Here is a 23,946-nt window from a genome sequence, read left to right as displayed (position 1 = left end):
TGTTGTATGCTGTTATTCGTCATTTTCTTCTAACGCGTCTTCAATGTGTTCTTTAAGCGCCGGTCCCATCGTGCGGGAATAGAGAGTGGAAATATGGTGGTTGTCCCGGAAAGTAATGACGTTGCCAATAACAGGATCACACGTGTCGTCATCACAAAAGTAAGGAGACATATCAGCAAAGGTTACATTGTCCGGAATTTTTTCCTCTTCTGTGTTTTCCCACGGAGGGTTTTCAGACAACACTTCATCTCTTGGTACGGCACAATCGGCCGGATCATCGCTTTCCTCCAGGCAGGAAGGGATGTCCTCATGCATTCTTGGATTGTCCCGTATCGCGAATATTTCCGTATCGCCTTCGAATTCTTTCCAAATTTCAAGGTATCCTTCGGGTATAGTACCTCCGGCATTTACATTGGCGGTAGTGAAAAGTAAATCAGGATCGTTTTTCTTCAGCGGCTCAATGGAATCTTCATTCCACTGCATGCACGAATCAGACAGAGTTCCGTCAAAATCATCGGCAGAAAAGCGGCAGCCGTCTTTATTAAACACATCGATCTGCAGGCTTAGCTCCTCAGACATTTTTTCAAGGGCGGGAAACCAGTGGCCGGAATGAGAGCCGCCTACTAAAGCAATGGTATATTCGGGATCGGTCGTGTCCCCGTATGAGCACATGCTGATTTCCGTCTCTTCAAGATCGGAATAGCACTCACTCTCAGAATAAAATTCCGGCATCTCGCTTTCAGCCTGTGCCACGTTATCGAGGGGATCGATGTCGGGGTTCGGTTCAATATCCTCTGATATTGCGCGGGCCCCGGGGTAGTCAGTTACTGTATAATCCTCGCTGATACTGGACTGGCTTTTTTCGACGTAATTATCCCACACGCCGGCAGCTGCAAGGGCAGGAAGCAGAAACACAACAAGGGCTGTTACTACTTTTGTTTTCGATTGTTTGAGATTAATTTTTCGTATAGGTGCCTCAATTAATTTAACAGAGAGCGCCGAAGCGATGAATGCAAGAGCTATAATCGCGATGCCGCCCTTGATCGATACTGTCGTATTGTCGAAATAGGCAAAATAGAAGATAAGCATCGGCCAGTGCCATAAATAAAACCCGTAGGAAATGCTGCCGAAATACAGAAACGGCCTGGAGCCCAGCAGCTTATCCACACCAAAACGGCTGCTGTTTTCAGCTGCGGTGATAATCAGCAGGGCCCCGGTGGTTGGAAGTAAAGCAGCAAATCCAGGAAAAATGGTGGACACAGGAAGAACAAGCCCTGTTAAAGCGACAATTGCCAGTCCCAGCCAGCCAAGAACAAAACCAATTGATTTCCTCATTGTCAGGTACGGGAGAAGCAAAGCGACAATGCCGCCAAGACTGAATTCCCATACCCGGGCAAATGTGTCAAAGTAAGCCCATGGCTGATTGACGGAAGTAATGTAGATGGAATAGCTGAGTGACAGAATGAAAATAACAGCTAGGACACTGCAAAGCGTTTTACGTACAGGGGTTTTAAATGTTTTTTTTGCAAGAAAATAGGTTAATAGTATAAGGAGAGGCCAGAAAACATAAAACTGGCCCTGAATGGAAAGAGCCCAAAAATGCTGAAATGGACTTGCTTCGTTGTTTTGCGCCAAATAATCGACCGCACTGGTGGCGAGCTCCCAATTTTGAAAATACAGCGCCGAAGCAAACATTTCTGAAACAATCTGTTCCCACTGCGACTGCGGAAGAAAGACAATGGAACCTGCCATCGTAAACAAAATAACGATTACTGCAAGAGGCAGCAGCCGTCGGCCGAGGCCAAGCAGGTATTCAGGCAGGTTAATAGTTCCTTCCCGTTCAAATCTCGATAGCAGCGATGTGGTAATTAAATAACCAGAAACGACGAAGAATACATCCACTCCGCCTGAAACAGAACCTAGCCAGATATGATACACAGCTACTAAAAACGCAGCTACAGCCCGCACCCCTTCAATCTCAGGCCGGAATCTTTTCTCAGGTGTCCTCAAATCATTCATTATATTCACTCCAAGCCTGTAAATTCTTTCTGAAAAGCGGTAATTTGCAAAATGTTTTTAGGTCAATACAATATGTAAGTAGTATATATTTTATCATGGAAGGCGGAATAATATGCATTCCTTGAGGCATTTATCTATGAAATGAGCCAAACCTACCTGAGCTCGTGATAGAGAAAATGGATGTTAACCCAAAAAAGCAGATTTATCCTGGTATTTAACTAGTAAAGGCACAGGCAGAAATTGTACAAAGAAGGTACTATTTATTAGTTTTTAAGCGTTTTTGAGTTTTTGTGTTTTTTCTAAAAAAGAAATGATAAAATGACGTGGAACTGCCTGATTTTTAAAGTCCACATACTGTATTATCGATTCTTAAGGCAGAGAAACCTTTTATATAAAGAAGCGTCTAAACATATAGGGCTTTTTAGAGTATAATGAATATAGGAATGTATAATTATGGACAAAAGGTGTCATTATCCGTATTTGAACGTGCCCGAAAAGTTCATATAAAACGTTCTTCAACAGGGGGACCACAATGGTTACTGCTATTGCGTTAATAACTAGTTTTGTAGTGGCCTTGCTAATAACGCCTCTAGTGAAAAAGCTGGCGTTTAAAATTGGTGCTACCGACCAGCCAAATGCCCGGAAGGTTCATACTGGACAGATGGCCAGAATGGGTGGCCTTGCTATTTATATTGCTTTTTTAGCAGGGGTGCTGATTTTACGCCCGGAAAACGAAACATATTATTATATCCTTATCGCAGGAACTATTGTGATAGCGACTGGCGTTTTGGATGATATTTATGAATTAACGGCTAAAGTAAAGTTTTTGGCCCAGATTGTGGCAGCTGTAATCGTCATTATTGGAGGCGTGCAGGTGACCTTTATTAACCTGCCGTTTGGAGGAGAGCTTGAACTGGGTATTTTCAGTATCCCAATCACGCTGCTCTGGATCGTTGGAGTGACCAATGCGATAAACTTAATTGACGGTCTTGATGGTTTGTCTGCCGGAGTTTCTGCTATCGTGTTAACAACTATTTCGGTGCTTGCCATTCTGCAGAATGATATCTTTATTGTAGCCTTAAGTATCGCCCTTCTCGGGGGGACGCTTGGATTCTTAGTGTATAATTTTCATCCGGCTAAAATTTTCATGGGAGACGCCGGTGCGCTATTTTTAGGGTTCATGATCGCAGTCATTGCACTGATGGGCTTCAAAAATGTAACTGTTTTTTCCTTGATTGTGCCGGCGCTCATACTGGCTGTGCCGATATCAGATACGTTTTTTGCGATCATCCGGAGAATTGTGCATAAGCAGTCTTTATCCGCCCCCGACAAATCCCACCTGCATCACTGCCTTCTGCGGCTTGGGTATTCTCATCGGGAGACGGTGCTCATTATTTACTGCATAAGTGCTATATGCAGTATTTCTGCTGTAGCGTTCACACTCTCTACACTGTGGGTATCGCTCATTCTACTCCTGGTTGTGCTGATTTTGATCGAAATTCTGGTGGAAAGTGTCGGGCTCGTGAGCCAGCAGTACCGGCCGTTTTTAAACTTTATCAAACGGTTGTCCGGTTCCATGAAAGAATAAACTGAGAGCTAAAATCCATGTATAAATAGACCCGCCGTCAGCTATCTTTAAGCTTTTGGATCGGGTCTATTTTATTTAGATGTGTAAACTACAGTGAAGGTGGCCTAACCATGAAAGTATTGCTTGTGTCTAATATGTATCCAAGTGATAGATACCCTTCTTATGGAACATTTGTAAAAAATTCCGAAAAGATGCTCGAAGAGAATGGAATAAAAGTGGAGAACGCAGTATTAACAAAACATCAAAATCCTGTCCCAAGATACTTGAATTATGTATTATTTTATGCCAAAACACTGGTGAAGGCGCTGGCAAATAAGTATGATGCTGTTTATGTGCATTACCCGTCTTTGTCTTCTATATCTGTACTGATTGCGGGATATATAAAAAAGCTGAATGTTTACGTGAACATTCATGGAAGCGACGTGGTACCGGAAAACATGAAGCAGAAAATCATGAATAAAATAACAGTGCTTTCGTTGAAGCGGGCAGATAAAATCATCTGCCCATCTGAATACTTCCGCGATTTAGTGATACAAAAACATAAAATTCCCAAGGAAAAGCTGTACGTTTTTCCGTCTGGTGGTATAGACCCAGAAATTTTTTATGAAAGAGATAATATTTCGGAGCTAAAGCATAAATACCATTTAGAGGAAAAATATACATATATTGGATTTATAAGCCGCGTCGACTACGGTAAGGGCTGGGATACTTTTTTGGAGTCAATAGCTCTGCTCCGTAGAGACAATCTGTCTGTTAAAGGGATTGTTGTAGGTGGGGGCGGGGAAGTAGAACAGTTTTGGGAAAAAGTAAACGAGCTTGGAATTGGAGAGGCGATTATTCATTATGGGGCTTTAAGGCAGGAAGAAGTCGCTGAGCTGATGAATTGCTTTAAAGTATTCTGCTTTCCGACTGAAAGAAAAGGAGAAAGCCTGGGACTAGTGGGGCTCGAAGCACTGGCGTCAAAGCGGCCGGTGGTGGGGAGCAGCATTGGAGGCCTGAAGGGCTATATCCGCCACGGGGAAAATGGTTATTTAGCAACTCCGGGCGACAAAAAACAGTTTGCTTATTACCTTGGAAAAGTAATATATGCTGATGACGATGAGTACAGATGGATGCAGGAAGAGGCAGATAAAACGTCTGAAAAATATGTAATTGATAATATTAAAGACCAGTTTATCCGAATCTTTCGTGGTAATCAATAAACCTCTTTAGAAAGTAGGAAGGGTACAATGAGTTTCCCAGAATTGATCAGTGTGATTATTCCAACAAGAAACAGGCGGACACTTTTGCAGCAGGCAGTCGAAAGTGCGAGAACTCAGACATATACAAACATTGAGATTATAGTAATAGACGAAGCCTCTGAAGACGATACTGCTGCCTATTTAAAGAATATTGATGATCCGAGGCTGAAGGTAATTACGCATAGTACTCCGCAGGGAGGAAATATTGCCAGGAACAAAGGACTTGAAGCAAGCAACGGTGTCTATATTGCTTTTTTGGATGATGATGACGTGTGGGCAGATACGAAGCTTGAAAAGCAGCATGAAGCATTTAAACGCGACAGTACTGTTGGCATTGTAACCTGCAGCAGTCTGGTTGTGTATCAGGACCTGCAGATTGAACGTTACATGAATAGGGGAAGCAACTACTTATACAGTAACGAAGAAGCGTTCGCTAAAATGCTGACGGAAAACTTTATAGGAGGAGCCTCCTTTCCACTTATAAAAAGAGAATGCCTCACGGAAGTGAACGGGTTTCGGCCGGAAGTGGTGAGTGCGCAGGAAACGGATTTGTATTTACGCATACTCGCAAACGGTCATAAAGTCTACGCTGTAGAGGAAGTATTAATACTGTACCGGGTTCATTCCATGAACCGGATATCTGATAGCTTTGAGCCAAAGGTGAAAGGCCTTGAACAGCTGTTTGAATATAAAAAGGAGAATTTTTTACCTCACCGTCCGGTGCATGAAGCAAAAAAAATTGAACAGACGCATATCGTGGAAGTGAGTAAAATTTACACAAGAAACAGAAAATATAAAACCTTTTTCCAGTATTTTAACGAAGAAAAACAAAAATTAACTTCAGCCCAAAAAATACAGGCGTGGAGAAATGCTTTTGTTCATACCCCCCCTGTGCAGCTATTTAAACAGGTAGTGCAAAAAAGAAAAACTAAAAAACTGAATGAAAAGTGGAAGCAGTACATGAACGAAAACTTTAAGGGGAACTAAGCGGCGAATTCCTATGTAAAGCTTTCCCTACCTGATTTTTGAAATAAAAAAGTAAAGTTTTGTATCAGCTGAAGACCAAATGAGTAATGATTGGGGCAGTTTAGATACTTTTCCCTCTAGTGAAATGATATAATATGTGATAGTATTCTCGTCGTGAGAGTACGTGCAGCTGCACTAATATTATCTATCCTTTTTAGGAGGATGCGACTTGATGGAAAGAGCCACAAGCCTTAGGTTTGAGAATGTTGCCAGAATTGTTCTTTTATCTTATTTACTGGTCCAGCCGGTTTTGGATTTATTAATATTTTTCGATACACCGTTCGCTTCCCAGTTCCGGGCCTTATTTATTGGTGCAGGACTGGTCTATTTATACTTTTTTGCTGCAGGATGGATAAGAAAGCTTTTGTTCATTTATATTCCTGTATTGTTTGTGTATTTTGCGATTAATTTCGGCGTCAATTATTTTGTGAAAGATCCATATATTCTTTCACTCGAAGTTACAAATATTGTGAAATCTATTTATTTCCCCATCATCGTTTTTACCTATTTAGCGTTCATTTACCAACAAATAGATGAAGGTTTACATAAAAAAACCATTCCGTACATTTTAGGAATAAATATGCTCTTGATAGCAGTTGTGGTGTTCTTGGCTGATATTACTGATACTGGTCGAAGAGCATATGGCTTTTTAGCAAAAGAGGGACACACAGGATGGTTTTTCTCCGGTAATGAGATAAGTGCTATTACTGCGATGAGCTTTCCATTTGTGATACTAGTGTTGTTAAAAGCGAAAAAACTCTGGCAGAAGCTGGCTTTACTGGCAGGAACCCTTTTAATCATATGGGCGATGATGACGCTTGGTACAAAGGTGGCTTTTGTCGGCCTTATTGCAGGCCTTGTACTTGGAGTCGTATACTCAATAATAATGCTATTTCAACGAAAATATCTTAATTTCGTGCTTTTGGCAGCCGTTTTCATTTTAACTGCTTTAGCCACTCCGGCTATGCCGATAGGCAATAACCTTGGCCTTGCCGTTACCGAAAGCATGAATGAAGAACCGGAGCCTGCTGAAGAGGAAAAGAAAGAGAAAAATGCTTCTGCCGAAGAGCAGTCAGCGGAGGAGCATTCAAATGATACAGATAGTGAAGAGAATACAAATGAAGATACGAAAGAACTAAAAGAAGAGCAGCCAAACGAAGAAATTTTAAACACCATTAACAGCATCCCTTACCATTCTGCCGTTCTCAGCGGTCGGGAAGAGCATCTGGCGGAGGCCTTCCATCAATTAAATGAAGCTCCGGTTATTCAAAAAGTCGTTGGGATGGGCGTGTATCAGAATTACCCTAATGAAGAAGAAGCAGCCCCTATTGAAATGGATTTGTTTGACTGGTTTTTCGATTATGGATTTATCGGTCTACTGATTTTAACGTTCCCGATATTTGTCACAGTATATTTGATTATCCGAAACTTGATTAAATATAAAATGGCTTCCCTGCACATTTATTTTTTCTTTGGGCTGATCAGCATGGGACTTGGCTTAAGTGCTTCTGTTATTGCAGGTCATATTCTGTATTACCCGGCAGCGGCCATTTATCTGGCAGTGGCGATGGCCTTGACCGTAAAATATTCTGAGCCAAAGCAAAAGAACCTATCGTTTCGCAGCAGAAGCAAATATGAATAAAAAGGATTCTATAAAATGAAAAAAGTAGTGTTCATTTCGTCGGTCGGCGGTCATCTAACTCAATTACTGCAGCTTGAACCGTTGTTTTCAGAATACAATTATCATATTATTACAGAAAAAACAGATATAACGGTAGATATGAAAGAAAAGTACCCGATGTCCTTTTTAGTATACGGAGCCAGAAACTATCCATTCCGTTATTTGTTTAAGTTCTCCTACAATATTATTAAATCGCTGTTTTTATTCTTAAAGCTGCGTCCGGATGTAGTAGTTACAACAGGCGTACACACAGCGGTGCCGATGTGTTACATTGCGAAGCTGTTCCGTAAAAAAGTCATTTATATTGAAAGCTTTGCCAAATCACATTCGCCGAATCTCGCGGGGCGGTTAGTGTATCCTATTGCAGATTTGTTTATCGTTCAATGGGAATCGATGAAAAAATTCTACCCGAAAGCAGTCAATGGAGGGAGTATCTATTGATATTAGTAGTGCTTGGCACCCATGAGCTTCCTTTTCCACGGCTTCTGCATAAAGTGGAAGCATTGATAAAGGAAGGGTATATTCAGGACAATGTTATTGTTCAGAATGGCAACACAAAATTCGAAAGTGAACATATGACGATTCGCCGTTTTATTCCTTCCGAAGAGATGGAAAAACTGTTTCAGGAGGCAGAGCTTGTTATCAGTCATGCTGGCACCGGATCGGTGACCACAGCTCTGAAATACCATAAAAAAACCATTGTCGTACCAAGGCTGAAAAAGCACGGGGAGCATAACGACGACCATCAGCTTCAATTAACCGAATCGTTTACAAGCAAAGGCCATGTTATCTCGATGACAGGAGAAAAAACGCTTAAGCAGGCTATGGAGGAACTGGTGTTATTTCAGCCAACACCGTTTCAGACCGGAAATGACCAGATGCTGAAAACGATTAAAGATTATATTGATTCCGTTTAAACACAGTTTTGTTTCTGCAATCTGTGTTTTTTTATGCTTAACAGCCAAAAATTACGGGAAAAAAGAGGGTTGAACGAGATCACGAAAGGAGAGTCAATGTAATGGGATTTATACTATTTCTTATCGTCGGCGGTCTGATTGGCTGGCTTGCCGGTTTAATACTGGGCAAGGACATCCCGGGCGGCGTTTTGGGTAACATTATTGCAGGTATTATTGGTGCATGGATCGGCGGGGCCATCTTTGGTTCCTGGGGGCCGGTTATCGGCAGTATTGCGATTTTCCCGGCATTAATCGGTGCAATTATTTTCGTCGTCATTCTAAGCTTTATTTTAAAAGCGATCCGCTAAACTATAAACGAAGCCGTCCTTTAATTGGGAGCGGCTTCGTTTTTATAACAGGGCGCGGTTTTTACTGATCTGCTGAAGAGCTGTATTGATGCCGAGGACCTCTGTCGCAATATGGCCCATGCCGGGGAATGTTTCAAGCTTAGAGCTCTCGATATGGTTGGCAAGATAGACCGCGTGCCGGAGGGGGATAATCTCGTCCTCTTCTCCCGCCCAGATATAAGCCGGCGTGTCGATGTTCTCCAAATGATAGGCCCAGGGCGTCATCAGTGTCTGAAGGTCGCGGAGGTAACCTTCAGCAGAATGGGAGGATTCCTGAACTGCAAACCTCCATTTATCCAGAATAAACGGAGTCACGTACTGGCGTTCTTCTCTGGAAAGCTGTTCGGACTCCGTCTGGAAGATCTTATCCTCCATATTCGTCTGTTCCCATCGGGTGCGGAGGAGATCCGGTGCTTCCTGAATCGTCTGCAGCGGTGCTTTTAACGAAGTATCAAGTAAACGAAACAATTCAGGGTCCTCTGTGGGACCAAGCGAACCAACCAAATGGAGCTCGCTGATGCGTCCCTTCAGAAGACTGGTGCTGGTCGCTGCGTATGGGCCCCCGCAGCCGACACCGATTAAGGAACAGCGCTGAATCTCAAAATGATTCATGACTTCATCGATGTCCTTGGAAAACTGCAGAAAGGTGCCGTGGGGATCGGGAGTGGACAGGCCATAGCCCGGACGGTCCACAGAAATAATGCGAAGGGAGTTGGAAGCAGCGGCCTCTTCTCCAATGGCGGCTTCAAGCCGGGAGCTTCCGACACCGTGTACATAAAGGACAGGTGTTCCGTCTGGATCACCGAACATGGAAATACTAAGCATACGGCCATCGCGTAAAGAAAGCGCTAATTGTTTCAACTGTTCCCTCCTCCTCTTTCCGTGCGGTATCACTTGGAAATGACGTGTAGGTACATTCTAGCATACAATGAGAAAAACGGAAGAATTTCATTCAGAACAAAAACGGCCCTCCGTAATGGAGAGCCGTGGTTGATTAATTTTATACTGTGCGGGTCCAGTGCAGCACGTCTTCCTTGTCCCCAGTCTGAATGCCGGTGATCGTATCATACAGCTGTTTGGCGAGAGGACCGGTCTCTTCATCATTGATTTTGTAGGTTTGGGCGTCCCACCGCAGCTTGCCTACAGGAGAAATGACAGCTGCCGTCCCGGTGCCGAAAATTTCCTCCAGGGTGCCTGCTTCATACGCAGTACGTATTTCTTCCATATCGATGCGGCGTTCTTCCACAGGAATATCCCAGTAATGGAGGAGTTCAATGACGGAGTCACGGGTTATTCCTTCAAGGATACTTCCATTTAGCGCAGGAGTTACAACCTTCCCGCTGATTTTAAAGAAAATATTCATGCTGCCGACCTCTTCAATGTAACGCTGCTCTACGCCATCGAGCCACAGCACCTGGTCGTACCCAGCGCTTCCGGCCTGCTCCTGGGCCTTCAGGCTGGCCGCATAGTTGCCGGCCGTTTTGGTAAAGCCGACGCCGCCGCGGACGCTGCGGACGAATTCGTTTTCCACATAGATGCTGACCGGCTTCATGGCATCGCCGCCGCTGCCATAGTAAGAGCCGACAGGGGTTAAAATAATCAGGAGCTTGTAGGAGGAGGACGGTTTTACGCTGAGACTTGCTTCCGTCGCAATTACAAATGGGCGGATATACAATGACTGCCCTTCTCCGCGGGGGATCCAGTCACGCTCAAGTGATACGAGCTCCTTTAAAGAATCTATCAATAACTGCTCGTCGATTTCCGGAATACTCATCCGGCGGTTGGACTGGTTCAGCCGTTCGAAGTTTTTTTCCGGACGGAAAAGCATAATATTGCCGCCGGAATAATAGGCCTTCATTCCTTCAAATACAGCCTGGCCGTAATGAAATACAAGGCTGGAAGGATCCATGGTAAGTGGCTGGTAGGGCACAATCCTTGGGTCGATCCAGCCCTCTCCCTCTACATAATCCACGACAAACATATGATCGGTAAAGTTTTTCCCGAAAGCGAGCTGAGAGAAATCAGGCTTCGTTTTCGGAGATTTTGTACGTTCAATGGTCAATGACTCAGCCACAATAACATCACTCCTATGTATTTATCGTTCCATTTATATCTCTACTGGTAACAGCATTTAAATTGTATCATACAAAGAAAAGTTCTATCCACTTGCAAGCCGGCGACAAGCGCTGTCCGCCTTCTGATTAGAAAAGCTTTCTCCACCTGCACACCGGCGACAGGTACAATTCAGCCTTGGAAAAAATAGCTCTTTTATTTTTGAAAGGATGAAATGTAACCCCGAGCCGGTGGTGGAGAAAGCTGGACAGCGAAAAAACTTGAGCCGGTGGAGAATAAGACGTATTAATCCGGCTGCTCTTCTTCAGCATGTGCCCGCAGCTTGCGCAATGCGGATTTCCGCCATGATTTGACTGTAGAAGCAGCTACTCCATGTTTGGCAGCAATGTCGCGTATAGGAAGAGAATGTACGGAAAAGTCAGTGAGCCAGGTTCGTTCCCGCTCTGAAAGAAGGGGGAAGTAAGCTTCAAGCTCAAAGCGGTCCTCCATTTCCGACGACTGCTCGAAGGGCTGGTGGTCATCAAACAGCTGATGCCGCTCGGAAAACTGGACCTCTTTGCGGAGCATCATCAGCATTTCTCCGCGCACAAGCATAAAAGCGTATCCCGGAAAAGCTCCCTTTTCCGGAGAAAAGGTAGAATAGGCCTTCCATAATCCTACGTATCCGGCCTGCATATATTCCTCCTGCTGCTGATAAATGCGGAGGCGTGTAATCATTCGTTTGACGAGCGGAGTATATTTTTCATATGCTTCTTCAAATGAAGCAGGGATTGTATCAGTCAATGGGCTCTCCTGCGAAGCCGCGCGCGGTTCTTATTTATTCCATGGTAGACTCAGCATATCTAAAGAATGGGAATGCTGCCGGGGCACTATGTATGGATAAATCCTGATGAACGCGTTGTATTATAGAAAAGAACAAAGCTTTCAAAATATAGGAAACGCCAAGCCGGTATATGAGAAAATAAAGCAGATCGGTTGAAAGCAGATGAAGAAAGCGTACAATTGAAATAAGAATGATTACGATCAGGCAGGTGAACAGAAATGCCAAACGAAGACAAAGAAGCGCAGGCAAATGTAGATTGGATCCAGCAGCAGATTCAGGAGCGGTCGCTTGATATTATGACAGACATGCTGAAGGGGCTCGCTGACGGCAAGCGGATGCAGATCGCCCAAGCGCTGGCCCTGACGCCGGAATTGAGTGTACATAGTATTGCCGAAATCATTGACTCCTCCATTGCCACGGCGTCCCATCATCTCCGGTACATGCATAAGCTGGGGCTGACGAAGTTCCGGAAGGAAGGAAGAACGGTGTACTATTCCCTTGATGATGAACATGTGAGGCAGGTGGTGGAGCTCGTTGTCAGCCACCAGGCAGAAATTAAAGAACGGCAGGGAAAAGAGGCGTAGCAGCGTCTCTTTTTTTATTTGCAGTAAACAAATGTCTCTCCAGTCTACAATTGCAACAAACGGTCCTGGATATGAAAGCGGAAACAATATTTTGAAATCAATGAAAATTTACAAATGTTTAGTTGACGAACGAATGAAATAAAGCTATTATGTTTACAAAGGTTATAATATAGAACAAATGTAAAGGAGGCGTTATTGTGACGCAGGCAGACTGGGTTTGGGAAGAGCCGAAGGAAAAGCTAATCGGGTGGCTCGAGCAGATGTGGAGCATCCGCTGGTTTGATGAAAAAGTAGATGAATTTTTTGCTAAAGGAATGATTCACGGTACGACCCACCTATGCGTGGGACAGGAGGCTTCGGCCGTCGGTGTATGTGCGATGCTTGAAGATAAAGACAAAATTACGAGCACTCATCGTGGGCACGGGCACTGCATTGCCAAGGGGGCAGACCCGGACCGGATGATGGCTGAGCTGTTTGGACGGGAGACCGGCTACTGTAAGGGTAAAGGCGGGTCCATGCATATAGCGGATGTCGAAAAAGGCAACCTGGGCGCAAATGGCATCGTCGGAGGCGGCATTCCTTTAGCCGTAGGAGCGGCACTCACGTCAAAGATGCGCCAGGAAGGGTATATTACCGTTTGTTTCTTCGGGGACGGGGCGGCAAATGAAGGCAGCTTTCACGAAGCAGTGAACCTGGCCGCCATCTGGGATCTTCCGGTCATCTTTGTCTGCGAAAACAATCAGTACGGCATGTCCGGCCCGGTAAAGGATATGGTGAAAATCGAAAATATTGCCGACCGCGCTTCAGGCTATGGCATTCCGGGACATGTCGTTGACGGCAATAACCTTCCGGAGGTAATGACCGTTATGAAAGAAGCCGTAGAGTATACAAGGAACGGAAGCGGGCCGGTGCTTATCGAAGCGAAGACCTACCGGTGGAAGGGCCACTCCAAAAGCGACGCTAAAAAATACCGGACAAGAGAAGAAGAAAAAGAATGGAAGGACAAAGACCCGATTCGTTTTTTTCAGGAGGCCTTGATTGAGCGCGGCATCATTACCGAAGAAGAAGCAGAGACGGTGAAAAAAGAAACCAAAGCCCGTATTGAACGATCAGTGGAATTTGCGGAACAGAGTCCCGAACCATCTGCGGATACACTGCTTGAGGATGTATACGCTTAATACAGAAAGGAGTGCCTGACGATGCAGTCGAGCGCAGTAAATTCTTCAAATAATAAGGAAACGACACGGAGCATTACCTTTGCTGAAGCCGTCCGCGAAGCGCTGTCGCAGGAAATGCGGGAGGACCAGGACGTTTTCATTCTCGGGGAGGATATCGGGGTTTACGGTGGTGCCTTTGGCGTTACCCGTGGAATGATTGAAGAGTTCGGTCCGGAACGGGTACGTAACACTCCGATTTCTGAAGCAGCGATCACAGGTGCTGCCATTGGCTCTGCGCTTACAGGTATGAAGCCGGTTGTCGAGCTGCAGTTTTCGGATTTTATCACGATTGCGATGGACCAGCTGGCTAACCAGGCAGCAAAGCTTCGGTATATGTACGGCGGCAAGGGTAATGTGCCGATGTTGCTGCGGACGCCTTCAGGCTCCGGAACCGGAGCTGCGGCTCAGCATTCGCAGAGTCTGGAAGCCTGGGTGGCCCACGTTCCCGGCTTAAAGGTGGTGCAGCCGTCGACAGCGTCAGACGCCAAAGGGCTGCTAAAGGCTGCTATTGCCGACCCGAACCCCGTGATCTTTTACGAACACAAATTATTGTACAAAACGGAGGAGCACGTACCAGAGGAAGCGTATACCATTCCTCTTGGCGAGGCGGACGTAAAGCGTGAAGGGACAGATGTGACGATCGTTGCGACCGCTGTGATGGTGCATAAAGCACTCGAGGCAGCAGAGAAGCTGGCAGAGGAAGGCATTGACGTGGAAGTGATTGATCCGCGGACACTCGTACCGCTCGATGAGCAGACGATCGTGGATTCCGTCAAAAAAACTGGAAGGGTGATCGTCGTGCATGAAGCCGTCAAAAGAGGTGGATACGGCGGTGAAATTGCCAGTATGATCGCAGAAAGCGAAGCCTTTGATTATCTGGATGCCCCTATTCGCCGGCTCGGGGCACTGCCGATTCCTGTGCCGTACAATCCGGCGCTCGAAAAAGCAATGGTTCCGCAGGTGGATGACATTATGCAGGCGGCGCGCGACAGCGTCCACCGCCGGTAAAGGAGGGCAGCATTCATGGCGAAGGAAGTATTTATGCCCAAATTAAGCAGCACGATGGAAACCGGCACCCTTCTGCAGTGGTTTAAGCAGGAGGGGGACCCGGTGGAGGTCGGAGAGCCGCTGCTTGAGGTAATGACCGATAAAATAAATATTGAAGTAGAAGCGTATGAAGAAGGTGTCCTGCTGAAACGGTACTACGATGAAGACGAAGAGGTACCGGTAAACGGCATCGTCGGCTATATTGGCGAAGAGGGTGAGCAGGTGCCGGAGGAAAGGCCGGGGACTGAGGGTAAATCAGAGCCGGAAAGCCTTCCGGAAACGCCGGCCCAAACAGCGACGGAGCAGACAGCGGAAACTGAAAAAGAGGGAGGCGTGCGTGCCACACCGGCGGCACGGAAGCTTTCACGGGATAGCGGCGTAGAGCTTGCCCTGGTACAGGGAAGCGGAGCGAAAGGGCGTATTCACGCTGCGGATGTTCACGCTGCTGCAGACAAGCAGCATGTGCGCAGTACGCCGCTTGCGAAAAAAGAAGCACAGGCAAATAGCGTAGACCTGTCTGCCGTGAAAGGAAGCGGAAGCTACGGCAAAGTCACGCGGGCCGATGTCACTTCGCTGCCCGCAGAAGAGAAGCTTGAGTCCGAGCCGCTCCAGGGCGTCCGGAAAGTGGTTGCAGAGCGCATGCAGCAGAGTGCGGGTGAAGTGCCGCACGTGACGCTTCACACTGAAATTAATATGGAGGCTGCGATGGAATTACGGAGCCAGCTGCTTCCGGTTATTGAAAAGCAGACCGGCCAGCGGCTGTCGGTGACAGAGCTGTTGATGTTTGTAGGCAGCCGGGCGCTTCAGAAGCATCCGGACGTAAATGCCTCCATAACAGATAATCGGATCACAAAGCAGTCATCTGTGCATATGGGAGTCGCTGTAGCCACAGAGCGTGGGCTGCTGGTCCCGGTTATTCGCGATACAGAAACAAAAGGACTGGCAGAACTGGTTGCTGAAACTAAACAGACCGCGGCGGCGGCCCGGAACGGAACCCTGCCCGGCAGGGAGCTTTCGGGAAGCACATTTACGATTAGTAATTTAGGAATGTATGCAGTCGACCATTTTACTCCGATTATCAATCAGCCGGAAGCGGCTATTCTCGGTGTGGGACGCATGCAGGACAAGCCGGTAGTCATAGACGGGGAAATCAAGGTACGCCGGATGATGGCGGTGAGCCTGTCCTTTGATCACCGTATTATTGACGGAGCTCCGGCGGCTGCGTTTTTAACAGACTTTAAACAAATGCTTGAACAGCCGTATCAGCTGTTTGTCTAGAAGGGGGCGGACCGATGGAAACGTTTGACCAGGTAATTGTCGGCGGCGGACCGGCAGGATATGTAGCTGCGCTCCGGGCTTCCGGCCTGGGCCAGTCCACTGCCCTCGTGGAGGATCGCGAGCTCGGGGGCACATGCTTAAATCGTGGATGCATTCCGTCTAAAACGCTTCTCCAGAACGCAGAAGCTGTAAACTGTGTACGAAATGCTTCAGCATACGGGATCCAGATTGAAGGCTTTCATCTGCGCTACGAAGAAATGCTTGAACGAAAGGACCAGGTGATCCGGCAGCTCCGCCAGGGCGTCCAGTCGCTGATGAAAAAAGGCCGGATCCAGGTGTTTTCCGGGCGGGGAAGGGTTCACACAAATAAACAGGTCACGGTCACCGGTAAAGACGGAAAGGAAACTATAGTGGCCGGCAGAGCCGTCATTATTGCTTCCGGCTCCGTGCCGGCGGTGCCTCCTATTCCTGGTCTTGATGAGGCCGAGTACTACACGAGTGATACGATTTATGAACGCCGTTCACTTCCGGCGTCGATGACGATCGTCGGGGGCGGCTTCATTGGTACTGAATATGCCTGTTTGTATCAGTCGCTTGGCGTACAGGTGACGGTTGTGGAAGCGGCGGAACGGCTGATCCCCCAGGAGGATGAAGACGCTGCGAAAATGCTGGCCGGTGCACTTGAAGAGGCTGGGGTGACTATTCTTGCAGGAACCTCGGTTACTTCCGTCCGCCAGCAGGGAGAGCAGGCGGGCATCAATGTGCAGGACGCCTCCGGAAACAGCCGACAGCTAACGACAGATCTGCTGCTGATTTCCACCGGGCGTACGCCTGTCATCGCTGCTGCTGAGGACCTCCATTTACGTATGGACGGCCGCTTTGTGGAGGTGGACGGTTCGATGCAGACATCGGTGCCGGGAATTTATGCTGCAGGAGACATTGTCGGCGGCTGGCAGCTGGCTCATGCGGCAAGTGCCGAGGGGATTATTGCTGCAGAGCATGCTGCGGGAGCTTCTCCTTCCATGGATCTCTCGCTCGTGCCGCGGTGCATTTACACCTTTCCGGAAATAGCCTCCGTTGGCCTGTCTGAGCAGGAAGCACGGGAAGCGTACAGCGACATCAAAGTAAAAACTGTGCCGCTGCGTGGCAATGCGAAAGCAATGACAATGGGAGAGTCCTGGGGATTTGTTAAAATCATTTCCCGGGAAATGTTCGGCGAAATTCTCGGCGTGGTGATGGCCGGCCCGCATGTTACCGAAATGATTGGAGAGCCCGCGGCCTATATCCATCTGGAAGGCACCATCGAAGAATGGAGCAGCCAGGTGCATGCGCATCCGTCGCTGTCGGAAACGCTGTTTGAAGGGGCGTCTGCTCTCTTCGGACGTCCGGTTCATCAATAAAAAGCGATGTAAGCGTATATAGTTTTTTGGCAGGGAGTGATATACTGGCATCAGATGAATTTATGGAATAGAGGGAAGAATTATGCTCAACTGGGAAGAAAAAAGAGAAACCGTAAAAGTAGCGAAGCTGTATCATTTTGATGGATGGACCCAGGCGCAGATCGCCAAAAAGCAGGGCGTTTCCCGTCCGGTCATTTCCAAAATGCTGCAGCGGGCCCGGGATGAAGGCATCGTTGAAATATATATTAAAGATGAAAGTGTGCATACCGTTGACCTGGAACAGAAGCTTGAAAAAAAGTACGGACTGAAAGAAGCGGTGGTCGTTTCGACGACAGGATTCACGCCTGATCTTGGTAAACGACTGATCGGAAAAGCGGCCGCTTCTTATGTGGCCAAGAGATCCGAGCAGGTAAAGCGGATCGGTATTTCCTGGGGGTCGACGCTTCGTTCACTGATTGAAGAATATCCGTATGTCGAGCATAGAGACATCCAGATTACGCCGCTGATTGGAGGAATGGGAAACAAATACGTGCATCTGCATTCCAATCAGCTGGCGTTTCATTTTGCGCAGAAAATGAACGCCTCCTGTTCATATCTATACGCTCCGGCGATGGTCGAAACCGACGACCTGAAGGAGCGGCTCGTGCAGTCCAGGGACATCGCCCAGGTGCTCGAGGAAGGCAGGAACGTGGAGCTTGCCCTTGTCGGCCTCGGCAACCCGCTGCAGCATTCCACAATGGAAACGATGGGTTACCTGCAGGAGGAAGATATCGTCACGCTCCGAAAAGCCGGAGCAGTCGGAGATATCAGCTCGAAGTTTTTCGACGCTCTCGGCCAGGGCGTGGACCACCCAATCAACAACCGGGTCATCGGCCTGACTCTCGAGGAAATTAAAAGCATTCCTGAGGTCGTCGGCGTAGCCCAGGGCTCCCACAAGGTGCTCGGCATCGAGGCTGCGCTGAAGGGCGGCTATCTGGACGTGCTGATCGTGGATAATCAAATTGCAGAAGCTTTAACGGAATAACGTACGCACGGCTCCTTTCAAAGGAGCCATTTTTTTATGCCAATGAAGCCGTTGGCATATTTTTTTAATATATGTATGAACAAATGTGTAATTAAGAACATATGTAAAATAAAAGAAATAATTGTCAATTATCCTGAGAAACCCGTGCAAAAATAAATTTTTAAAATATCTGAAAAATAGATTGACGGCTGTATGAAAACGCTTTAATATTGTTACAAAGGTTACAAGTTGTTACAAATGTAAAGGAGGGGTGAGGATGTGGGGTTATTTTATCGCCGCGTTCGTCGTAATATGGCTGCTGCAATTTTATCTGACATTCCGCCAGATGAAATACTATAACGGCATGATTGCTTCAATGGGCAGGCGTCCTTCGGGCTATCTCGGCACAGGTATTGATAAACGCCTGCTTGGCATCGGCACGGTCATTCTGCTTGTTACCAATGAAGCAGGCACAGTGATCGATGCCAAGATAATGAGAGGAGTGACGGTGTTCGCCAGGTTCGCTGAAGCGCCTGAGCTGATGGATAAAAACATCCATGAATTAAAAAAGCAGTGGGAAACAGAAGGCGCTCCTGGTAAAAAGAAGCATCCGAAGCGGGCTCATCTCATGGCAGCCCAGCAGATTCTTGCAGAACAGAAACGCAAACACAAAAAGGGGGATAACAAATGGATTTCTTAGTAACGCTAGCAGAAGGCTTTATCGGAATGTTCCAGGCAGGCGGTGAAACGTTCGTCGGGCTCGTAACAGGTATTATTCCGACACTTATATGTTTAATTCTTGCTGTTAACGCCATGATTAAATTCATCGGCGAAGAACGAATTTATTCACTGGCCCAGAAAAGCACCAAATATTTCTTTCTGCGCTATACGCTGTTTCCGGTCCTGGCCGTGTTTTTCCTGACCAACCCGATGTGCTACACGTTCGGACGCTTTCTTCCGGAGCGGCAGAAGCCGGCGTTTTACGACTCCGCCGTATCATTTGTGCATCCAATTACCGGATTGTTTCCTCACGCGAACCCGGCTGAGCTTTTCGTCTATACAGGAATTTCAGCGGGCATTACGACGCTTGGTCTGTCTGCCGGTCCACTGGCCATCCGCTTCTTCATTGTCGGCCTGATCGTTATATTAATTCGCGGCGTTGTGACCGAATGGATTACCGCTATCATGCTAAGACGCCAGGCAGCCAATACAGAGGATGATTCCACGGAAAAAAGCGCCAGCGCATAAATGAAAATTTAAAAAAAAGCGAGGGAAGAACAATGGCTGAATATAAACCGGTAGAGGTAAAAAAAGGAAGAGGCGGCTGGGGAGGCCCGCTCGTCATTCATCCAAACGATCAGAAAAGATATATTATGTCGGTAACCGGAGGTGGTATTCACCCGGTCGCCGAGCGCCTGGCGGAGCTTTCAGGCGGCGAAGCGGTGGACGGGTTCAAAGCCTCCTATGATAAAGAAAATATCGCCGCAGCAGTTATTGACTGCGGTGGCACCGCACGCTGCGGGGTCTACCCGAAAATGGGCGTGCTGACGGTCAACATCCACGGCACGTCACCGGCCGGGCCGCTGGCACAGTATATTAACGAAGAAAATTTTGTCTCGGGTGTAGCTGAAAGGGACATGAAGGCTATCAGCGAGGACGAGGTGCCGGCTGCCGAAGCGGAAGCAGAGGACAAAGCCTCCCCGTACAACTCCCTGATGGACCGGGACGTGGCCAGGCAGGTTAAAGACGACGCGAAAATGAAAGCCAAAGGATCCGGGCCGAAAAAGGCAAATATTATCGAACGTATCGGCCGCGCCGTCGGCAACGTAGTAAGCGTATTCTTCCAGGCCGGCCGGGAAACGATTGATACCGTCATCCGAAATATTCTTCCGTTCATGGCTTTTGTCAGTACGATTATCGGGATCATCACATTCACCGGTATCGGGGATCTGATCGCAAACTTTGTATCGCCGCTCGCCAGCAATATTTTCGGGCTGCTGCTTTTATCCTTTATATGTGCGATTCCAATTTTATCCCCGCTGCTCGGTCCGGGCGCTGTTATTGCCCAGGTGGTTGGGGTGCTTATCGGTACTCAGATCGGCATGGGAAATATTCCGCCGGCAATGGCGCTTCCGGCACTTTTCGCCATTAATCCGCAGGTAGGGGCAGACTTCGTACCGGTTGGCCTGACACTCGGCGAAGCAAAGCCGGAGACCATTTCCGTCGGCGTACCAGCCGTCCTGTTCTCGAGGGTTATTACCGGGCCGCTTGCCGTTGTGATCGCTTATCTTTTCAGCTTCGGCCTGTATTCATAAAAATAAAAACGGCGGGCACTCGCTGCCCGCTCTGTATTTCTTAGGAGGAGTGACCGTGCAGATGAAAACAGAGGTATTTACAGCCACTGTGGTTGGCATTGGAGAGGACGCCCAGATGCTGATGGACGATGGCATGATGATTTTATTCAACGAAACAGCACCAAAGGATTTGTACGACATCAGCTTCGTTCATAATGCCGAAGGGTTAAACGGGGATCTGGAAGCCGGGGATGAGCTGATCATTGATGGAGAAGTGTTTGCCCTGACGTTTGTTGGCGGCAAAGCAAATGAAACGCTGCGGGATCTCGGGCATGCGACCTTCCAGTTTAACGGAGAGACAAATTCAGATCTGCCGGGGACGGTCTGTATAGAAGCCAGGCCGCTGCCCGCGATACAGGTGGGAAGCACCATCGTATTTCGTAAAAAATAAAGCTGGATAGGAGTGGAGAGCAATGATAGGAATTAACCGAAAGCTGCAGGCGCTCGAAAAAGAGGGCCGCTACATTAAGGTGGGTCTTGTCGGTGCCGGCCAGATGGGTCGCGGCATGATCGCGCAGATTGAAAATATGAAGGGCATGCGGGTTGTTATCACCGCTGACATAAATGAAGATAACGTCATTAACGCGTACGGGCATGCCGGCATTGAGCGGGGAAATATTGTTTCTACTAACGATAAAGGAGAAGCCTCGCAGGCTATCCGCATGAACAAAGTGGTGGCTTCCACCAAAGCACTGCTCGTATGCGCACTCGATGAAGTGGATGTGATTGTGGATGCGACCGGGGTACCGAATATCGGCGCAGAAATTGCCTGGAACGCGATTTTGAGCCGGAAGCATATCGTCATGCTGAACGTCGAGGCGGATGTTACTGTCGGGCCGCTGCTGAAACGGATGGCGGATGCAAGCGGCGTCGTGTACACCGGGTCGGCAGGAGATGAGCCGGGAGCGATTATGGAGCTGTATGATTTTGCTGATGCAATTGGCTTTGAGGTGGTGGCGCTTGGGAAGGGCAAAAACAACCCGTTAAATGTTGAAGCGAATCCGGACACGGCAGCAGCTGAGGCCAAAGAGAAGGGCTCAAGCCCGAAAATGCTTGCCTCCTTCCAGGATGGCACAAAAACGATGGTGGAAATGAATGCCGTAGCGAACGCGACCGGGTTTGTACCGGAGAAGCCGGGCATGAACGGCTTCGAAGCCGGAGTCGCCGATCTGCCGGAGCTCTTCCAGCTGCGGGAGCAGGGAGGAAAAGTCGCAAAGCAGCACATTGTGGAATACATTAACGGCATCGCCCCGGGCGTGTTTGCCATCGTTGCTTCCGGCATGGAAGAAGTGAATGCGGAAATGAAATATTTAAAAATGGGAGACGGCCCGAACTACGTACTGTACCGGCCATACCACCTGACAAGCCTGGAAACGCCGCTTTCCGTGGCACGCGCTTACCTGGACGGCCAGGCAACGATTGCTCCCGACGCGGGCCATGTTGCTGAAACAGTGGCTGTGGCGAAGCGTGATCTGGAAGCGGATGAGCATCTGGATTCGATTGGCGGCTTTACCATTTACGGTACTGTGATGGAAGCTCCCGAAGCAAAAGAGAAGGGAGCACTTCCGATTGGCCTGGTGGACAAAAATGTACGAATGGCCCGCCCTGTAAAAAAAGGAGAAATCATTACGTATCAGGATGTCGAGCAGACAGTGGAATCAACGATCTGGCGTCTTAGGAAAATGCAGGATCATGAGTGGAAATAAAAGGAGAAGGAAGCGCTGCCGAAATTAGCGGCCGCTTCTTTTTCCGTCTTCAAATCGTGGTATAATAAAAGAGTAATAAGTAAAGGAGGGGCTGAAGCGATGAAAAAACGTAAGGAGCTTATTTACTTACAGTGTGCTCATTGTAAGGAAGAGACGCCCCACAACGTGGAATATATTAATGGGGACGTGTACAGCATGGAGTGCCGCACGTGCGGCCGGGAGCTCACATTAAACCGCGATATCATGAAGGAATGGTACAGCGAAGTGTATGACCGCGTGACTACCAAGCCAACTCGCCTGACAGAGGAATACAAAGAAAGCAGGACGCCGTTTGTCGTACGGATGCCGTTCCGGCTGGCAAGCAAGCCCTACCGGCTGATGCGGGATTTAAATGATACCCAGAAGACCCTGCGCTATTATAAAAATAAACAAAAGAAATCTTCCTGACCACGCGCAAGTGGAAAGGAAGATTTTTTATGAACAAAGATATCATCCACTGACCAGTTGTTTCCTGGGGGTGGGTGCTGCTTCGTATACACGGTTGAAATCCAGCAGAGGACAATCAGTGCAGGCCTCTGACACTCCGGTGCACGTAGCAACAGAGTCAAACACACCGTCTTTATAAACGTAGGATAATTCGTGAAGCACCTTCTGGTTCGTGATCGAGCAGTAAATAACCTGACGCGACATGGAGTAGTCCATCGTATTTCACTCCCTCGGCGTATAATAAATATCATGAATAAGAGCGGTATATAATAATTTACTTAAAGACTATGTACCCGGAACGACAAAAAAGAAAACCATGGACTGTAAGCAGATAGTATTAAGCGGGGGAAAGTTTACGCCGGGCGGTATGCGGGAAAATAATGTTTCTGACAGCCCATTTAACCTTAAACAAACAACCAGTAATTTAAACCAACAGAAATGTAGCAGTAACGGCATATCTGAGCAGAAGAAACACACAACGGCTGAAAAAAGAGAGGGAAGAGAAAAAGGGGGAGCATCCATGAAGCAAAAGTATATGCTGATTGCAGTAGACCAGGACGGCCATGAGATTTCACTAAAGAACTATAAGGGCCGTGAGGCGAAAGAGGAATTAATTTTAGAAGGAAAAGACTGCGCAACGACAATGTATGAGCAATTAAAGGAAGAGCTGCACCCAAACTCGGTGAAAATGCTCAGTCTGTAAAGCTGATATTAGAAGCCCCCGGCATCTACCGCCGGGGGCTTTTTACTATCTTTCAATCAGTTCGATGCGGTTGCCAAACGGGTCCTCCGTATAAAAGCGGGGGGAGCCGTTCAGCGGCTCTTCGGGCTTTACAGGCCAGTTAAACTCCTGCAGGCGCTCTCTGGCAAGCTCAAGGCTGTGCACCCGGAGCGCCGGATGGGCCTTTCGGGCCGGGGAAAACGGCTCTTCAATGCCAATATGGACCTCAAGGCCGCCGCAGTCAAACCAAACACCGCCGCGTTTGGCCAGATCCTCGGGCTTTGGTATCTCTGGCATACCAAGGATAGTATGGAAAAAATGGCGGGCTTGTTCTTCACTTTCCGGTGGGGCGGCAAGCTGTACGTGATCAATCCCGGTAAACAATGTCATAAGAGA

At 47.7% G+C, this 23,946-nt stretch carries 26 protein-coding genes; 20 read left to right on the top strand and 6 right to left on the bottom strand.

Features of this window, described 5'->3' with window-relative positions; all coding sequences use genetic code 11:
- Positions 1–12: 12 nt before the first annotated feature.
- Positions 13–2,019, bottom strand: coding sequence for an acyltransferase family protein (locus tag Q0757_RS08525; RefSeq protein WP_298786287.1), 2,007 nt, complete (start codon positions 2,017–2,019; stop codon positions 13–15).
- 532 nt (positions 2,020–2,551) lie between these two features.
- On the opposite strand from Q0757_RS08525, the gene Q0757_RS08520 reads away from it, so the two are divergent.
- From Q0757_RS08520 to Q0757_RS08490, 7 genes are all read left to right on the top strand, one after another.
- Positions 2,552–3,607 carry a glycosyltransferase family 4 protein gene (locus Q0757_RS08520; protein WP_298786285.1) on the top strand — a complete coding sequence of 352 codons (1,056 nt, stop codon included), beginning with the start codon at positions 2,552–2,554 and terminating at the stop codon, positions 3,605–3,607.
- 110 nt (positions 3,608–3,717) lie between these two features.
- On the top strand, positions 3,718–4,809 hold the full coding sequence (locus Q0757_RS08515; protein ID WP_298786283.1) for a glycosyltransferase family 4 protein: 1,092 nt from the start codon (positions 3,718–3,720) through the stop codon (positions 4,807–4,809).
- A 27-nt stretch (positions 4,810–4,836) separates the two neighbouring features.
- Positions 4,837–5,835 (top strand): glycosyltransferase family 2 protein, encoded by a 999-nt coding sequence (locus Q0757_RS08510; protein ID WP_298786281.1) that lies wholly within the window; start codon positions 4,837–4,839, stop codon positions 5,833–5,835.
- 211 nt (positions 5,836–6,046) lie between these two features.
- Positions 6,047–7,516: an O-antigen ligase family protein gene (locus Q0757_RS08505; protein ID WP_298787004.1), complete on the top strand. Its 1,470-nt coding sequence runs from the start codon at positions 6,047–6,049 to the stop codon at positions 7,514–7,516.
- 15 nt (positions 7,517–7,531) lie between these two features.
- Positions 7,532–7,996 carry a PssD/Cps14F family polysaccharide biosynthesis glycosyltransferase gene (gene pssD / locus Q0757_RS08500; RefSeq protein WP_298786278.1) on the top strand — a complete coding sequence of 155 codons (465 nt, stop codon included), beginning with the start codon at positions 7,532–7,534 and terminating at the stop codon, positions 7,994–7,996.
- Positions 7,993–8,472 (top strand): PssE/Cps14G family polysaccharide biosynthesis glycosyltransferase, encoded by a 480-nt coding sequence (pssE, locus tag Q0757_RS08495; protein ID WP_298786276.1) that lies wholly within the window; start codon positions 7,993–7,995, stop codon positions 8,470–8,472. Before pssD ends, pssE begins: the two co-directional genes overlap by 4 nt.
- A 101-nt stretch (positions 8,473–8,573) precedes the next feature.
- Positions 8,574–8,819, top strand: coding sequence for a GlsB/YeaQ/YmgE family stress response membrane protein (locus tag Q0757_RS08490; RefSeq protein ID WP_298786274.1), 246 nt, complete (start codon positions 8,574–8,576; stop codon positions 8,817–8,819).
- 42 nt (positions 8,820–8,861) lie between these two features.
- Here the strand turns inward: Q0757_RS08490 and Q0757_RS08485 are convergent, their stop codons facing one another.
- The 3 genes from Q0757_RS08485 to Q0757_RS08475 all read right to left on the bottom strand — a co-directional run bounded on the left by Q0757_RS08485 (position 8,862) and on the right by Q0757_RS08475 (position 11,714).
- Complete coding sequence (locus tag Q0757_RS08485) at positions 8,862–9,719, bottom strand: alpha/beta fold hydrolase (RefSeq protein ID WP_298786272.1); 858 nt, start codon at positions 9,717–9,719, stop codon at positions 8,862–8,864.
- Positions 9,720–9,858: 139 nt separating this feature from the next.
- Positions 9,859–10,935, bottom strand: a complete 1,077-nt coding sequence (locus Q0757_RS08480) for a branched-chain amino acid aminotransferase (protein WP_298787002.1) — start codon at positions 10,933–10,935, stop codon at positions 9,859–9,861.
- Positions 10,936–11,216: 281 nt separating this feature from the next.
- The gene (locus Q0757_RS08475; RefSeq protein ID WP_298786271.1) at positions 11,217–11,714 is read right to left on the bottom strand and encodes a sigma-70 family RNA polymerase sigma factor; all 498 of its coding nucleotides are present in this window, start codon (positions 11,712–11,714) and stop codon (positions 11,217–11,219) included.
- 258 nt (positions 11,715–11,972) lie between these two features.
- Between Q0757_RS08475 and Q0757_RS08470 the strand changes: the two genes are divergently transcribed.
- The 12 genes from Q0757_RS08470 (at position 11,973) to Q0757_RS08415 (ending at position 22,790) form a co-directional block, all read left to right on the top strand.
- Positions 11,973–12,338, top strand: coding sequence for a metalloregulator ArsR/SmtB family transcription factor (locus Q0757_RS08470; RefSeq protein ID WP_298786269.1), 366 nt, complete (start codon positions 11,973–11,975; stop codon positions 12,336–12,338).
- Positions 12,339–12,598: 260 nt separating this feature from the next.
- Positions 12,599–13,516, top strand: a complete 918-nt coding sequence (locus tag Q0757_RS08465) for a thiamine pyrophosphate-dependent dehydrogenase E1 component subunit alpha (RefSeq protein ID WP_298787000.1) — start codon at positions 12,599–12,601, stop codon at positions 13,514–13,516.
- A gap of 21 nt (positions 13,517–13,537) precedes the next feature.
- On the top strand, positions 13,538–14,563 hold the full coding sequence (locus tag Q0757_RS08460) for an alpha-ketoacid dehydrogenase subunit beta (protein ID WP_298786267.1): 1,026 nt from the start codon (positions 13,538–13,540) through the stop codon (positions 14,561–14,563).
- Positions 14,564–14,578: 15 nt separating this feature from the next.
- Positions 14,579–15,880, top strand: coding sequence for a dihydrolipoamide acetyltransferase family protein (locus Q0757_RS08455; protein ID WP_298786264.1), 1,302 nt, complete (start codon positions 14,579–14,581; stop codon positions 15,878–15,880).
- Positions 15,881–15,894: 14 nt separating this feature from the next.
- A complete protein-coding gene (gene lpdA / locus Q0757_RS08450; RefSeq protein WP_298786262.1) occupies positions 15,895–17,280 on the top strand; it encodes a dihydrolipoyl dehydrogenase in 1,386 nt (461 codons plus the stop codon).
- Between the two features lie 82 nt (positions 17,281–17,362).
- Complete coding sequence (locus tag Q0757_RS08445) at positions 17,363–18,304, top strand: sugar-binding transcriptional regulator (RefSeq protein ID WP_298786260.1); 942 nt, start codon at positions 17,363–17,365, stop codon at positions 18,302–18,304.
- Positions 18,305–18,560: 256 nt separating this feature from the next.
- Positions 18,561–18,983 carry a transcriptional regulator GutM gene (locus Q0757_RS08440; protein ID WP_298786258.1) on the top strand — a complete coding sequence of 141 codons (423 nt, stop codon included), beginning with the start codon at positions 18,561–18,563 and terminating at the stop codon, positions 18,981–18,983.
- Positions 18,971–19,531, top strand: coding sequence for a PTS glucitol/sorbitol transporter subunit IIC (locus tag Q0757_RS08435; RefSeq protein WP_298786256.1), 561 nt, complete (start codon positions 18,971–18,973; stop codon positions 19,529–19,531). The genes Q0757_RS08440 and Q0757_RS08435 overlap by 13 nt, the downstream gene beginning before the upstream one ends.
- A gap of 32 nt (positions 19,532–19,563) precedes the next feature.
- Complete coding sequence (locus Q0757_RS08430) at positions 19,564–20,598, top strand: PTS glucitol/sorbitol transporter subunit IIB (protein ID WP_298786255.1); 1,035 nt, start codon at positions 19,564–19,566, stop codon at positions 20,596–20,598.
- 61 nt (positions 20,599–20,659) lie between these two features.
- Positions 20,660–21,028 carry a PTS glucitol/sorbitol transporter subunit IIA gene (locus tag Q0757_RS08425; RefSeq protein WP_298786998.1) on the top strand — a complete coding sequence of 123 codons (369 nt, stop codon included), beginning with the start codon at positions 20,660–20,662 and terminating at the stop codon, positions 21,026–21,028.
- 22 nt (positions 21,029–21,050) lie between these two features.
- Entirely contained in the window at positions 21,051–22,343 is a 1,293-nt protein-coding gene (locus Q0757_RS08420) for an NAD(P)H-dependent oxidoreductase (RefSeq protein ID WP_298786253.1), read from the top strand.
- Between the two features lie 99 nt (positions 22,344–22,442).
- A complete protein-coding gene (locus Q0757_RS08415) occupies positions 22,443–22,790 on the top strand; it encodes a hypothetical protein (RefSeq protein ID WP_022793490.1) in 348 nt (115 codons plus the stop codon).
- A gap of 42 nt (positions 22,791–22,832) precedes the next feature.
- Here the strand turns inward: Q0757_RS08415 and Q0757_RS08410 are convergent, their stop codons facing one another.
- Complete coding sequence (locus Q0757_RS08410; protein WP_298786249.1) at positions 22,833–23,045, bottom strand: hypothetical protein; 213 nt, start codon at positions 23,043–23,045, stop codon at positions 22,833–22,835.
- A gap of 304 nt (positions 23,046–23,349) precedes the next feature.
- Here Q0757_RS08410 and Q0757_RS08405 point away from each other — a divergent pair, with 304 nt between their 5' ends.
- Complete coding sequence (locus Q0757_RS08405) at positions 23,350–23,532, top strand: hypothetical protein (protein ID WP_091613066.1); 183 nt, start codon at positions 23,350–23,352, stop codon at positions 23,530–23,532.
- A 45-nt stretch (positions 23,533–23,577) separates the two neighbouring features.
- Here Q0757_RS08405 and Q0757_RS08400 read toward each other — a convergent pair whose 3' ends face one another.
- Complete coding sequence (locus Q0757_RS08400) at positions 23,578–23,940, bottom strand: VOC family protein (RefSeq protein WP_298786239.1); 363 nt, start codon at positions 23,938–23,940, stop codon at positions 23,578–23,580.
- Positions 23,941–23,946 lie beyond the last annotated feature (6 nt).

It is taken from the genome of uncultured Marinococcus sp., assembly GCF_947493875.1.
Lineage (GTDB): Bacteria > Bacillota > Bacilli > Bacillales > Marinococcaceae > Marinococcus.
Note: the sequence above shows the minus strand (reverse complement) of the source record. Positions and strands in the feature narration are given on the sequence as shown.

What these genes read in the sequence shown, in the direction of transcription:
- Q0757_RS08510 (WP_298786281.1), top strand. Translation starts at nt 4,837, where the DNA reads ATGAGTTTCCCAGAATTGATCAGTGTGATTATTCCAACAAGAAACAGG.
- Q0757_RS08520 (WP_298786285.1), top strand. Translation starts at nt 2,552, where the DNA reads ATGGTTACTGCTATTGCGTTAATAACTAGTTTTGTAGTGGCCTTGCTA.
- Q0757_RS08405 (WP_091613066.1), top strand. Translation starts at nt 23,350, where the DNA reads ATGAAGCAAAAGTATATGCTGATTGCAGTAGACCAGGACGGCCATGAG.
- Q0757_RS08420 (WP_298786253.1), top strand. Translation starts at nt 21,051, where the DNA reads ATGATAGGAATTAACCGAAAGCTGCAGGCGCTCGAAAAAGAGGGCCGC.
- Q0757_RS08470 (WP_298786269.1), top strand. Translation starts at nt 11,973, where the DNA reads ATGCCAAACGAAGACAAAGAAGCGCAGGCAAATGTAGATTGGATCCAG.
- Q0757_RS08445 (WP_298786260.1), top strand. Translation starts at nt 17,363, where the DNA reads ATGCTCAACTGGGAAGAAAAAAGAGAAACCGTAAAAGTAGCGAAGCTG.
- pssD (WP_298786278.1), top strand. Translation starts at nt 7,532, where the DNA reads ATGAAAAAAGTAGTGTTCATTTCGTCGGTCGGCGGTCATCTAACTCAA.
- Q0757_RS08430 (WP_298786255.1), top strand. Translation starts at nt 19,564, where the DNA reads ATGGCTGAATATAAACCGGTAGAGGTAAAAAAAGGAAGAGGCGGCTGG.
- Q0757_RS08425 (WP_298786998.1), top strand. Translation starts at nt 20,660, where the DNA reads ATGAAAACAGAGGTATTTACAGCCACTGTGGTTGGCATTGGAGAGGAC.
- Q0757_RS08515 (WP_298786283.1), top strand. Translation starts at nt 3,718, where the DNA reads ATGAAAGTATTGCTTGTGTCTAATATGTATCCAAGTGATAGATACCCT.
- lpdA (WP_298786262.1), top strand. Translation starts at nt 15,895, where the DNA reads ATGGAAACGTTTGACCAGGTAATTGTCGGCGGCGGACCGGCAGGATAT.
- Q0757_RS08400 (WP_298786239.1), bottom strand. Translation starts at nt 23,940, where the DNA reads ATGACATTGTTTACCGGGATTGATCACGTACAGCTTGCCGCCCCACCG.
- Q0757_RS08410 (WP_298786249.1), bottom strand. Translation starts at nt 23,045, where the DNA reads ATGGACTACTCCATGTCGCGTCAGGTTATTTACTGCTCGATCACGAAC.
- Q0757_RS08440 (WP_298786258.1), top strand. Translation starts at nt 18,561, where the DNA reads ATGTGGGGTTATTTTATCGCCGCGTTCGTCGTAATATGGCTGCTGCAA.
- Q0757_RS08525 (WP_298786287.1), bottom strand. Translation starts at nt 2,019, where the DNA reads ATGAATGATTTGAGGACACCTGAGAAAAGATTCCGGCCTGAGATTGAA.
- Q0757_RS08490 (WP_298786274.1), top strand. Translation starts at nt 8,574, where the DNA reads ATGGGATTTATACTATTTCTTATCGTCGGCGGTCTGATTGGCTGGCTT.
- Q0757_RS08435 (WP_298786256.1), top strand. Translation starts at nt 18,971, where the DNA reads ATGGATTTCTTAGTAACGCTAGCAGAAGGCTTTATCGGAATGTTCCAG.
- Q0757_RS08455 (WP_298786264.1), top strand. Translation starts at nt 14,579, where the DNA reads ATGGCGAAGGAAGTATTTATGCCCAAATTAAGCAGCACGATGGAAACC.
- Q0757_RS08460 (WP_298786267.1), top strand. Translation starts at nt 13,538, where the DNA reads ATGCAGTCGAGCGCAGTAAATTCTTCAAATAATAAGGAAACGACACGG.
- Q0757_RS08465 (WP_298787000.1), top strand. Translation starts at nt 12,599, where the DNA reads ATGTGGAGCATCCGCTGGTTTGATGAAAAAGTAGATGAATTTTTTGCT.
- Q0757_RS08505 (WP_298787004.1), top strand. Translation starts at nt 6,047, where the DNA reads ATGGAAAGAGCCACAAGCCTTAGGTTTGAGAATGTTGCCAGAATTGTT.
- Q0757_RS08415 (WP_022793490.1), top strand. Translation starts at nt 22,443, where the DNA reads ATGAAAAAACGTAAGGAGCTTATTTACTTACAGTGTGCTCATTGTAAG.